The organism is Eubacterium oxidoreducens, assembly GCF_900104415.1.
GTDB classification, from domain to species: Bacteria; Bacillota; Clostridia; order Lachnospirales; family Lachnospiraceae; genus Eubacterium_C; species Eubacterium_C oxidoreducens.
Genome location: NZ_FMXR01000004.1, coordinates 250668 through 263771 on the forward strand (window position 1 = coordinate 250668; position 13104 = coordinate 263771).

The window sequence follows — 13104 nt, forward strand, 5'->3', positions numbered from 1 at the left end:
ATAAGGGATTTAAGAAAACTTCAATACAGAGTCAGTTATGGTGCATGATGTTGACGAGGGGGACGGATTAATGATAATATTCAAATATATAAAATATTTAATTTCGAGGAGGAAGAAAATATGAGAAAGATAAGGCGGGGAACAGGGGTAATTGCTATTGTTTTAGCGATTTTCATAGGATGTGTAGCGTTTGGAATGACGACTTATGGATATTATAATATTGAGAATACTTTTACCCATGGAATTCGCGCATGGGCTTCAGCAAGTTCTAAGTATTCATCAGCAAGTATAAAAATCGTAGAAGGTTCATATAATTCCGGCTGGAAGACTGGTAGGGATGTTACATTGACAAAAATAAAAAATCCTATTTATACACTTAAGAGATATCACAGATACAATAAATAGGAGCGAAAAATGATTCGAATATTTACAAAATCAAAATTATTGTTATTTTTTGATGTGTTTATTACCTTTGCAGTGATAGAGTTGATTTCTTTTTCCTATTCAAGGCTTGCAGGAGACACAGGGCTGATGGAAGATGGGGCACAAGTCAGTGATGGATTGGGCTTTTTAAAGGGAATTTTTGTAATCATTCTTCTTTTGGTGATGGCTAATCTTTTTTATCTGATGGAATATTGGCTAAACAAACAGAAAAATGAATTAAGAGTTAGGAAACTTTGCGGCGCAAATCAGATGACATTGCGCCGTTATCTTATGTTATCCTTGCTTTTGGTTTGGGGAGCGGCATCTGTAATAGCTGTTTTCGCATCAAGACTATTTTCCCTTTATATAATAAAAGATATTCCCTGGGTTTTTACGATTGCTGTTTTGGTAAGCTTTTGTTTTGGAATTATTCAGGTCTTTTTTGGCATTATTATGGATAATATCTGTAATAAAAGGGCAATGCGAAGAAGGCTTGTTTTGGTTTTGCGATATTGTCTGTTTGCCGGACAAATGTTTTTTGCAGTATGGGTGTTGCTTCTTGCGATTTATACCTTTGAAGGTTATGCGGATTTTATAAAATCATATGAAAGCGTATATGATTCCTTGCAAGATGCAGGTTTTCTTACAGCGACTGTTGACGCAGAATATCCGGATTCGGATGAAGAGACGGCTCTGGAATTTGAAGACTATGTAGATGAACTAACGGATGGAAACTATTTTTCCTTTTTGGAATCTTCTGTAGAAATCCAAGATGGTGCGCCTTATGATGTAGTGGAAAATTATGACAAACAATATATTGCCTTCTATGTAACGGACTTGGTTCCGGAGATTTATGAATGGACATGTACACAAGGAAGTTTATTCACAGCAGATCAGATGAGCGGAGCGGAAAATGATTATATACCGGTGCTGCTTGGCGCAGACTTTGAAGGCGTTTATAGTGCCGGAGATGTGATTGATGGGATCTATTATGTACAGGGAATTTTAGATGAGGCTTCCTTTTATTTGAATCCCAGATGGGATGGAACGGCTTATGATGTAAAAGAGATGGTCGTGATTCCCATGAAATACGGATATCAAACTTGGGGCGGAATGTTAATCAATCAGCTTAATCTGCTAAATGCCACAAACGAACAGATAGCGGCAATTCAAGAAAAAGCAACCATCTTTGGTCTTACAGAAATGTCGTACACAAAGACAAGCACTCAGGTTGCTACAATAAAAAGTGATATTCATCAGGCGTTGTACGAAAATGCAGAGATGGTCATCATACTTATGGTGCTTTGCATCGTAAGTCAAATCTGTGTACTACTTAATTTGATACAGACAAGAAGAAAAGAGTTTGGAATCATGATGCTTTGCGGCGCTACCAAATTCAGGATAATGAAAGGAATGATAGCTCCGATTTTCGTGATTCTTGTTGCCGAAACGGGGATTTGTCTTGCTTTTTATCCGAAGAATCTTCCTATAATTGTCGGAGCAATTTTATTCGTTTTGGTAAGTGGGATACTAGTGGCAGGTATCCCGATATATAAATGGGTGAAAATACCCGCAGCAGAACTTGTGCGGAGGAAAGAATAGATGAATACGGTAATAGAATTAAATAATATCAGTAAGACCTTTGGGAAGAAGAATGCGCAGGTAAAGGCACTGCGGGAGGTTTCCCTTAAAGTGCAGGAAAATGAAGTGGTTGCAATTGTCGGGAAATCCGGATCCGGTAAGTCTACGCTTTTGAATATTATCGGATGTATGGATCGTTTGGACAGTGGCCAATATATGCTAGGTGAAACCAATATAGAAACACTAAAGGATCGTGAACTTGCTAAAATCAGAAACGAATTTTTCGGATATGTTATGCAAGACTACGCACTGATAGGTGATATGAGCGTGCAAAAGAATATTGAAATGCCACTTAAGTATGCCAAAAAGTCTAAACGAAGCAAAGAAAAGATTAGCCGTTATGCAAAAGAGTTGGGAATAGAAGATAAACTTCAGTCAAAAGTAGAAAATCTTTCCGGAGGACAAAAGCAACGAGTGGCAATTGCCCGTGCTTTAATTAATGATGCGAAAGTGATTTTGGCGGATGAACCAACCGGAGCTCTGGATGCGCAGACAGGAGAAGATGTTTTTCAGCTTCTTTTATCATATAAGAAAGAAGGGAAAAGTGTAGTTATTGTTACGCACAATGAGGAACTGGCTAAACGATGCGATCGGATTATAAAACTTGGAGATGGTAAAATAATCGAAGAATAAATACGATAAAATATGGCGAAAGCTCACTTTATCTTAAGTGAGCTTGGCTACCTATAAACGAACCCATCGGGACGTGTCAAAAGCAGTGAAGTTTTGCTAGGGTTTGACACGATCTGGTGGGTTTGTTATTTGTTTGAACGTATAAATTTTTATTGTAAAGAGCTATAATTGATGAAATGATAGTGAATATATGGTATGTTGTTCTGGAATTCTAGATACACCTTAGCAAAATGGTAGAAGGTGAAGTCAAAGGCGAATGACAGACAGAAAATCACAGTGAGAAACAGATAGGAGGACAAGCGAACATGAGTGTATTAGTAGCATTTTTTAGTGCAGAGGGAAAAACAGCAAAAGTGGCAAAGGAATTTGCCTCGAAGATTGGAGCGGATATCTTCGAGATTATTCCGGAGAAGCCATATACATCGGCAGAAATCAAATGGATGAATCCGATGGCTCGATGTAACCGGGAGCAAATTGGAAAAAAAGAGGTTCCGGTTGCAGGAAAGATAGATAATTTTGAGCAATACGATACTATATATATAGGATTTCCGATATGGTATGGTGCCCAGCCAAGAGTGATTAATACGTTTTGTAAAGGATATGATTGGGCTGGTAAGAAGGTGTATGCATTTGCAACATCCGCAGCTAGTGGAATTGGAAAGACAGCTGCGAAGTTGACGCCTTATGTGGAAGGTGCATTAGCCGTGGATGCTAAGCTTGTGAAGAGCGCATCCGAACTTGAGAATTGGGCGAAGAGCCTATAACTCAGTCGGAGAAATCCCCCACCTCTAAGCGTTAGCGTAGGTGGGGGTTATGACAAACTATACTCAGTCGGGGTACAAGCTCCGACTGAGTTAAACGCTCCGCGAGGATGCACACGGATTCGGACAGGAATTTGTCTGCTGAAGCAGACCCGAATCCGGCGCGCAAGACTCGCGAGCGAGTCTTGACGTATTATATTGTTAAAAACACCCGTTCTAAGACGAGTATCGCTATGCGATATTACCCACGACTCTTTTTTTCATTGCGTAGGCGAAGCGGAGCTATCGTGCGGTAGCGGGTGTTTTTTTTTATGATAAAGGGTGGTAAAAAGTACGGTACTATGGTACTATACAAATGCACTTGTGATTTCGGATTCGCTGTAAAGGAAAATATTAGGATGGTAGATGTTTCATTTGATATAGCTTATAAGATATGTTTTGAAGTAGCTGCTGCTTTATTTGATATAGTGTTATATACCTATCTTTCGATACGTTTTGTCAATCGAGGGGAAAGCAGTAGAAGGTTTCGCGGAATTGTTATTTATATTCTAATCGGAATTTTTTATGATATTTTCTATGTTCTGTTAAGAGGAAATATTAGTACGATTTCGTCCGGAGTAACTGTTTTTTTGTTTGCATTAAAGATAAGTCTGGTGCTGGTTGTGTATCACATTGTTTCCATGTATGTAGAAAGTAGTATCCACGAACGCGCACAGGACGCCAAGCTGCATATATTTAACAAAGTGCTCATTTATATTGTGCTTACGTTTTTACTGCTGCAGATGATTTGGTGCTGGGTCCACAACGGGGAAGACATGCATAGGAACTATTCGTGGATTCGTCTGATCTGTGGATTTTTGATACCGGCATATCTGACCATTTATGTAGGCGGTGAGTTGCTTGCGAGTCGCAGCAATATTAATCGTCGGTATGTAGTCGTAGTGATCTTTTGCTTTTTCTTTTTGGTTTCGAGTTTTATCAGTCAAAGTATTTTGGATGAAAAGCTGGAAATTACATATTTTGGATTATCAATTGCGTTACATATCCTGTTCTTTACCCTAGAATCACCGGATTATCAAAATCTTCTTGAGACCTTGGAAAAATTGGAGGTGGCAAAAGAAGAGGCAAAGGCTGCCAGCAATGCTAAGAGTAAGTTCCTATCGCAGATGTCTCACGAAATTCGAACCCCTATCAATTCGGTATTGGGTTTGGATGAAATCATTATTCGAGAGACCAAGGAACCTTCGGTGGCAGAATATGCAAGGCAGATTCAATCCAGTGGAAGAACGCTTTTGGGAATTATAAATGACATATTGGATTTTGCGAAGATTGAGGCCGGGAAAAGAGAGATTCTTGAGGAAAACTATGAATTGAATTCCTTGGTGGATGATTGCTACAATATAGCAAATAAATCGGCAAGAGAAAAAGGTCTGTCATTTGTCCTTGATGTTGATCCGCAGATGCCAAGCCTATTGTATGGCGATTACATTTCGATGGAGCAAATCATAAATAATTTGCTTAGCAATGCGATTAAATATACGGAAACAGGAAGTGTTATATTGCGGTTTGGATATGAGGAATTAGAACCACCGCATATGTTGCTGTGTGTTTCCGTGGAAGATACCGGAAGAGGGATTGCACCGGAAGATATAAAGCGATTACTGTCACCGTTTGACAGAATCGAAGAGAAGAAGAGCCGGACAATTACCGGAACGGGGCTTGGACTTAGTATCGTAGATGAGTTATTGCATCTTATGGACTCGAAACTAGAAGTGGAAAGCACGTATGGAAAAGGAAGTACGTTCTCTTTTAAGGTGCGTCAGACGAAGCGCGGTGATGAGGTGATTGGAAATCTTCTAAGCCGTTTTTCCGTGGAAAATTTTGGTGAGTACGAGGCTTTGTTTTGGGCACCTGAGGCGGCAATTCTTGCAGTAGATGATACGGAACCGAATTTATTGGTATTTAAGGGCTTATTAAAAGAAACCGGAATGCAGATTGATACGGCTACATCGGGAGAAGAGATGCTAGCAATGGTTACGAATAAGTCATATGATCTTATCTTTCTAGATCATATGATGCCCGGTATGGATGGTATTGAGACGCTCCATCGGATGAGAGAGTTGCCATCTTGTATCAATGCCGACACACCGGTTGTGGCACTTACAGCAAATGCCATAAGTGGGGCGAAGGAATATTATATGCAGGAAGGATTTTATGATTACCTTGCCAAGCCAATCAATAGTAAATTGCTCGAAACCATGGTAATGCATCATCTTCCGAAAGAGAAGATTCAAAATCGCAGTCAGGCGCAAGGACATCATACGCAAACGAGCTTTGCCAATTTATATCCGCAGGTTAAAGGGATTGACTTTGAGATGGCAAAAGCATATTGCCGGACAGCTGAAATCTGGGAGGAAACGGCGAAGAATTTCTATGCACAGATTCCGGAGCTGATCGAACATATAGGCAAATTTTTGGAGCAGGAAAATATTGAGCAGTACACAATTAAAGTGCATGCCTTAAAAAGTTCTGCCCGTTTGATTGGAGCTGCGAAACTATCTGCAAATGCTGCAGAACTGGAAAATGCAGGAAATCAAAACGCGATTGATTTTATCAAAGAAAAGACACCAACACTGTTAGCGCAACTTTTAAGCTATCGAGAGCGACTCGGTTCTCTTGACGGAAAGGATAAGGGAAAAGCCGAAAAACCGGTGATGGAATTGCAGATGTTAAAAGAGGCATATACGGATTTGAAAGAGATGGTAGAAGCGTTTGATTTTCGTAGTGCGGAAGAAATCTTGAGTATGATCGAAGGATACCAATTACCACAAGAGGAAGTGGAAAGATTTGAGAAGATTCAAACTTTGGTTAGAAAGGTTGACCGCACAGGGCTGATTGGGCTATTATAGCACTGTCATATAGAGATGAAAGGAAACTATTATGGAAATAACAAGGAACCGTCAGATGCTCTTTGTCGGAGATAATAATAGCTTCATGGCAAAGGCTATATTAACAGGATTAGAAGACGCGGCTTATGATATTACAACTTGCAGTTTTTTACCGGGCGAAGTTGAGAAGGTTAAGGAATATCCACATTTATGCATCGTATGTATCAAGGAATTGAATGACAATATCATTCGAGTTCTGAATCATCTATTGCAGGAAAAGCAAAGATGGGTCTTTGAACTGTATTTGATTGGTAGTAGTCATGATTTAGAACAATTGTATCTTACGATACCGAAGGAGAGTTTTTCGCATGTATTGGTAAGACCCATTAATGTAGATGAACTGGTTGCCATGCTTGAACAAGAGTCTGAGCAGGAGCGTCTTAGAAAGATATTAATTGTAGACGATGATACGACTATGCTGCGAGCTATGCGTTCTTTGCTGGCGGATGATTATTTGCCGCATATTGTCAACAATGGTGAAGATGCGTTGACCTTTCTGCAAAATATCAAGGTGGATTTGGTATTGCTTGATTTCGCAATGCCGGAAATGTCCGGACCGGAAGTGCTTGAGAGAATGAAGCGCGATCCAAAGTTGATGCATATTCCGGTGATGTTTTTGACAGCAAAGGGCGATAAGGAAAGTGTTCTTACCGCAGCAATGTTAAAGCCGGAGAAATATATTTTAAAAACGATGCCGGCAGAAGAAATCTTGCAGACTATAAAAAACTACTTTAAAGAAAAAGAAATGAAGTAAGAGGCAAAATCGCTCATAGGAAATGAAGGGATAGAGTTATGAAGATAAGAAAACTGATTATAGGAATGATAATCAGTATATTATTACTATCGTCTGTGCAGCCAGGCAGTGCAAGTGTTGTGCAGCAGACGGCAACAGAGGGGTTGCTTTGTGGTATTACATTGGATGTCAGTAATCGTTATTATTCGGTAAACCAGATAAAAAAGTATATCAATCTGGCATCAAAAAGTGAGAATGGGTATCTACAGCTTCATTTGACCGGAGATCAAAATGTCGGAATTGAATGTAGCTATCTTGGGCAAGTCGCAAAAGAAAAGTATAGACGAGAGAATGGAGCGTATTATAATCCGTCAACCGGGCAGTCTTTTTTGAGTAAGAAGCAGGTAAAGTCAATTCTGGCATATGCGAAGAAAAAGGATGTACAGATTGTGCCGGAGATTGATATGCCGGGGCATGTAGGCGGATTCGAGAAGCTATATATCAATCAAAATAAAAAAACCAATTACAAAATCTTTAACAAAGAGTATGAAGGAGAATTGGCAATTAATCACAAGGCGGCGATTACATTTGCCAAGAAGATTTATAAAGAATACGCGAAATTGTTTAAGGGATGTACCTATTTTCACATAGGTTGCGATGAATTCTGGTCACAAAGCGCAAAGGTCAATGCATCCTATATCAATAAGATCAGTCATTATCTGGAGAAAAAAGGATTTTGTGTGTGGGCCTGGAATGATTTATTCACAAAATCGAATATTAGTAAGATTAATAAGAAGACTGTCGTGACCTATTGGAGCTACGATGGAGACGCGTCTTCGAAGGCGGAGAGAAAAAAACGTCGTAAGATACGTGCGACGTTCCCGGCTTTGCAAAAGGCGGGATTTACGGTAATGAATTATAATTCCTATTACCTGTATCTTACTCCGAGTAAGACAACGGTTTCGAAGGAAGATACAAGCTATGCGGTAAAGGATGCCAAAAACAATTGGAGTCTTCTTGTCTGGGATTCGGATACCGGTCATAAAAGCGTAATGACAGATCATATTGCCGGCGCCTGTGTGAGCGTATGGAGCGAGGATTCGAAAGGCGTAAAGGCTTCTAAAATCTATTCGTAGGTATCGAAGTTGTATCGGGTTGTCAGAAACAAGATATCATCATAATCCAAGATAAGAAAAAAGAATGTCGCAGTGCGGCATTCTTTTTTTGGTGTGCATTGCGGTGCGAGTCTTGACATGGGGAAAGCATCGAATTCGCCGGATATGATGAGGATTGAGATTAGCGAAGACCGGCTTGTTCCATAACCGTCTCGACAGCTTCGATGGAATCGGAGTCCTTAATCATGGACTGATATTGCTGATCCACAAGCTCTAGGCGCTCTTTAAAGTTGTTAGCGTCGTCAGCAGAAAGTGTGCTCATAAAAGTGACGATGGTATTTTCGATTTCGGCACTGTCGGAACCAGTTTCATACCCCCAGTCCATAAGTTCTTGTGCACAGGCCTGGGCATTTATAGTGCTACCGGCCGTTTCCGGTTGAACCTGTGAGTTAATGGCAGCTAATATTCCGCTTAGAGCATTGTTGATATCGGCTGTTGTATTTTCAGAAACATCCGAGGAAGTATCCGTATCTGTATCGGATGGTGCGGTTAGGCTGTCATCGCTTGAAAGCCCGGCAGAGTTTTCGCTGGATATAGCAGTGAAAGAAGCTTCCGTGGAGCTATCAGAATTGCGACTATCTGTTGCATTGCCGCAGGCAGTTAAGCCAAATACGAAAGCGGCGCTTATCGTGAAAACAATGAAACGGGATAAATAATGATTTTTCATAAAAGCCCTCCTTTTAAATTAAGTATAACAAAAACCATGAAATAGTGATACGGATAAATGGAATATGGATGGAAGGATAGGAATCTGGCTGTGTTTTGGGTTGTAGAAATAAAAGCCTTTTGTTACAATAGTACTATATATTGGATAGAGATGGTGAAGATGGGATGAATACAGATTATACGGAAGAAAAATTATATAAGGGTGCAAATTTGATCATACTGATCGCATCTACCGTAGCAGCTTTAATCTTATTTGTTGAGGTTTTGTTACTTGATTGGGAGCGGGGGAATATTCCAATTATTGTCTGTATGTTGATTTATTCTTGGTATATAAGTTTTGCACAAAAATATAATGATATACAAAGGATACATTTGTATGTCGCTTTTTTGATGTATTATTTTTTCATTTACGGCATTCATCAGACTACACTTAGCAATTTGGCACTTTCCATTGTCTGTATAATGGTGGTGCTTTTTATTGCCCGGCTTCGTACACTTATATGGATGTCCGCATTTTCTTATTTTTTCACCGTATTATATAATTTGGCAAGAGAAGAGCTGCATTGGCAAAAAGTTTACGATATCTCCATCTGGCAACTGCTGTTTCAGTTCTTTTTGGTGATATTGGTAGCCATCGTGGCACATCTTTTTATAACCGAGCGAATTCGGCAATATCGTTATCATCTTGAAGAAAAGAAAAAGTGGGAACGACAGGAAGAACAGGCGAAAGAACAGATTCGAATTGTAGCGAAAGAACTAGGCTTAATGGCACACAACAATAATGGGGAACGTTTGCTGCTTAGGGATGCACTTCAAAATGGTGATAATTATGATGAACAGATGAATAATCTTGCATTATTCGGAACTGTTTTAGAAAAAAAATTAGATGATCTTAATGACTTTTCGCATCTTTTAAGAGGCAGGATGACGCTGCTTCAGGAGGCTTACAATGCGGTATCAATCTTATCGCTTTGTAAGATGCAGCGGCAGAATCATAATGTAAACCATTATCCGGATCTTATTGTTCAGATAGATCCTATGATCCCAAAAGTTATGTATGGAGATCCCCAAAAAATCTTAAAGATTATTCAAAATCTGGTAGAAAATGGTTTCCTTTATACGAAAAGGGGCGGGGTTCAACTTAAGATATATACACATCAATATGACAATGAGTATAACCTGTGTATAGAAGTAAATGATACCGGAATTGGAATTGCACAAGTTGAGATGGAGCGATTGCTAGAGGCAATTAATGATGAAAAGACTCCGGGATATAGACCGGGAGGTCTTGGACTGGGGCTGTATTTGGTTAGTGGCTATGTGAAAAGCATGGGCGGCTTTTTCCGTATGGAAAGTAAATTAGGAGAAGGAACACAGGTATGTGTCAGTATCCCGCAACGCGTAATAGATGCAGCACCAAGTATGTCATACGATAAAAAATGCGGGGTTTGCCTCGTATATGAGCAACTCGATTATGAGCACGACAGATTAAATGAATTCTATGAGGAATTTTTTTTTGATTTATCACAAAAACTTGGGATTCCGGCTTATGCGATTGCAAACGATGGAGAACTTAAGGAACTGATTGCCGGTTATCGGAAGGTCTGCCTGATCGTGGATTATGATCAATATATAGTAAGACGCGAGTATTATGATGAGCTAAAAGATGTCTATCTTACGGTATTGACGGATGTATGCAATCAAGATCAACTAGGAAGCAATGTCCATATCCTGAAAAAACCGGTTGGAACATCGGAGATACTTTATACGATTGAAGAAGCAAATAAGACTGCTGATCGACGAAGAAACGAGGCAAGCTCAAGCCAGATAGATATTTCACAGTTATCGATAGAGACGCTGACGAAAAGAGCATTTCGAAAGAAAGGAATTCGAAGTGTTATGATTGTGACAGATTCGATGTCGGATCTTCCGCCGGAGATTTCGAAACGCAGAGGAATACCGGTGATACCATTTCGAATCTTTACGGAGAATGCAAGTTTTTTGGATGGCTTAGAGGTCTCTCAGGAATGTGCGATTAATTATCTCAAAGAGCATAAAGGAATCTATACGATGGCGCCGGAAGAAGATGAGCTGCGGGAATTTTTTGAATATAACCTGCAGTTTGCAAAGCACATTATTTATGTGAGTACAGCAAAGAAGGTCTCAGTTTCCTATGATAGGGCGGTTAGGGTTGCAGAAAATATGCCCCGGGTAAGTGTCGTCAATTCCGGTCAGGTATCGGGAGGCGTTGCACTTATGGCAATGATGGCTGATTCTTATGCCAGAGGCGGAAAAAGTCCTGAGGAAGTTGAAAGATATTTGTATGAACTGCGTTCTAAGGTAAAGACTACCTTTTTGATTGAGAATCTAGATCACCTTGCGTATCTTGGCAAAGTAAGTAAATATATAAGCGTATTGGTGCGTACATTCATGGTGCATCCGATTATAAAGATGAAGCATGATGCAATGGAGATAGGTGGGATTCGAGTTGGAAGTATGACAAGAGCAAAGGAAAATTATATTCGGCGTATTATTAAGAAAAAACGTCGAATTGATCATCGAAATGTGTTTATTGGTTCTGTGGGAATCAGCTGGAGAGAATTAGGTGGATTAAGGGAACAACTGATTACAGAAGGAGATTTTGATAATGTGATTTCAAGACGCGCTTCTGCGGCAATTGCGATTAACTGCGGAGTGGGAACGTTTGGCATTATCTATGTGGAAAAGTAACGGAGAGATGATATGAGAAAAAATCCATTTAAGAGGCTGGCCATAGTAGTCGTGTTGGTGGCTGGCGGATTGTCGATGCTGGCGTATTTATTATGGGGTATTGATAATGATAACGTACAAAATGAGCGTACACTAATTGCACAGATGGTAGACAAGTCCATATCTAATGAGTTAGAGAGTGCGATAACAACTGTGAAAATTATGAATCAAGATGAGGTTCTTAAGACTCTTTTTGTAGAAGAATCAGAGGATTCAAAAAAGGAAATCACGGAGAAGATGAAGAACTATCTTGATTCGATTCAAAGGGAGTTTGAGTTCGATTCAGTGTATGCGGTTTCGGAAAATACCAAAAGATATTATACCTATGAAGGCCTTCATAAGGTAATCGATACCGATGGTGACAATTCGGATGCCTGGTATGTGAATTTTATTTCCAGTGGGAAGAATTATGAATTTGAATCTTCCGTCGACGAGGCCAACAATGAAAAAAATACGATATTTATTGATGGAAGAGTAGAAGACGATGAAGGGAATCTACTTGGTGTAGTCGGAGTCGGAATTGAGATGGATAAGATCGGGGAGATTTTGACAGAGTATGAGTCACAATATGGAGTAAGATTTGACTATATTACGCAGGATGGCTTGGTACAGATGAGTAGCCAGTCGAAATCAGTGAAAGTATCGTATGTGTCGGATGTTACGATGCCAGGTCTGGCAGATACGGATTATCATTATCAATCCTATGGTATCGGAGGGTTTGCGGTTATACGATATGTACCGGAGATTGGATGGTATCTGGTAGCAAGAAGTGATACGGCATTTGGTCTAAACGGATATAATTATCGTTTCTTTTTTGCGGAATGGGTTATCTTAATTCTTGCGGTGATTGTTTTGATTGTCGTATCAAAGCATACGAGGGTTTCGTCTACCGTGATTAGAGGGAACGATTGGAATGTGGATGATCTTACCGGTCTTCCAAACCGTGATTATTTTATGCGAATCTATGGAGAGAGAGGAACGCTTAATACGCGCCAATATCAAACACTGGTCGAATTTAGTATTGATGATTTTGAAAGTGTCGAAAAAGAGTATGAACAAGAGAGAATCATTTTATCCGTGGTTCATATGGCCAGGGAAATATTTGGGCAGGATGGGAATATCACCAGATGGAACCGGAGTTCATTTGTGGTACTTTTGAAAAATCCGGTAGATGAGGCAGAAATCATGTGCAGACAGTACTGCAAGCTCATAGAGGATATTGGAGAAGTAACGGTATCTGTGGGACTTACACAGATAAAGCTGAACGAAACATTAAAGAAGAATTATTATCGTGCAGCCAAGAATCTGTATCTGGTCAAGGAATTTGGCGGAAACAACGTAAAGAGGGGATAGGA

At 39.8% G+C, this 13104-nt stretch carries 10 protein-coding genes; 9 read left to right on the top strand and 1 reads right to left on the bottom strand.

The window, feature by feature from the left end; translation table 11 throughout:
• Nucleotides 1-120 precede the first annotated feature (120 nt).
• From BLS20_RS01190 to BLS20_RS01220, 7 genes are all read left to right on the top strand, one after another.
• On the top strand, nt 121-405 hold the full coding sequence (locus tag BLS20_RS01190; RefSeq protein ID WP_090171255.1) for a hypothetical protein: 285 nt from the start codon (nt 121-123) through the stop codon (nt 403-405).
• A gap of 9 nt (nt 406-414) precedes the next feature.
• Nucleotides 415-2025, top strand: coding sequence for an FtsX-like permease family protein (locus BLS20_RS01195; protein ID WP_090171258.1), 1611 nt, complete (start codon nt 415-417; stop codon nt 2023-2025).
• The gene (locus tag BLS20_RS01200) at nt 2026-2697 is read left to right on the top strand and encodes an ABC transporter ATP-binding protein (protein WP_090171261.1); all 672 of its coding nucleotides are present in this window, start codon (nt 2026-2028) and stop codon (nt 2695-2697) included.
• Nucleotides 2698-3002: 305 nt separating this feature from the next.
• The gene (locus tag BLS20_RS01205; protein WP_090171263.1) at nt 3003-3461 is read left to right on the top strand and encodes a flavodoxin; all 459 of its coding nucleotides are present in this window, start codon (nt 3003-3005) and stop codon (nt 3459-3461) included.
• A gap of 395 nt (nt 3462-3856) precedes the next feature.
• Nucleotides 3857-6367, top strand: coding sequence for an ATP-binding protein (locus BLS20_RS01210; protein ID WP_176762231.1), 2511 nt, complete (start codon nt 3857-3859; stop codon nt 6365-6367).
• A 31-nt stretch (nt 6368-6398) separates the two neighbouring features.
• Nucleotides 6399-7160 carry a response regulator gene (locus BLS20_RS01215; protein WP_090171270.1) on the top strand — a complete coding sequence of 254 codons (762 nt, stop codon included), beginning with the start codon at nt 6399-6401 and terminating at the stop codon, nt 7158-7160.
• Between the two features lie 38 nt (nt 7161-7198).
• Complete coding sequence (locus BLS20_RS01220; protein ID WP_090171273.1) at nt 7199-8275, top strand: family 20 glycosylhydrolase; 1077 nt, start codon at nt 7199-7201, stop codon at nt 8273-8275.
• A 160-nt stretch (nt 8276-8435) separates the two neighbouring features.
• On the opposite strand, the gene BLS20_RS01225 is transcribed toward BLS20_RS01220, so the two are convergent.
• Nucleotides 8436-8981 (bottom strand): hypothetical protein, encoded by a 546-nt coding sequence (locus tag BLS20_RS01225; RefSeq protein WP_090171276.1) that lies wholly within the window; start codon nt 8979-8981, stop codon nt 8436-8438.
• A 140-nt stretch (nt 8982-9121) separates the two neighbouring features.
• On the opposite strand from BLS20_RS01225, the gene BLS20_RS01230 reads away from it, so the two are divergent.
• Together BLS20_RS01230 and BLS20_RS01235 are read left to right on the top strand one after the other, a co-directional pair.
• Complete coding sequence (locus BLS20_RS01230) at nt 9122-11710, top strand: DegV family protein (protein WP_143010210.1); 2589 nt, start codon at nt 9122-9124, stop codon at nt 11708-11710.
• A 12-nt stretch (nt 11711-11722) separates the two neighbouring features.
• Nucleotides 11723-13102 carry a sensor domain-containing diguanylate cyclase gene (locus tag BLS20_RS01235; RefSeq protein WP_090171282.1) on the top strand — a complete coding sequence of 460 codons (1380 nt, stop codon included), beginning with the start codon at nt 11723-11725 and terminating at the stop codon, nt 13100-13102.
• The last annotated feature ends 2 nt before the right edge of the window (nt 13103-13104 follow it).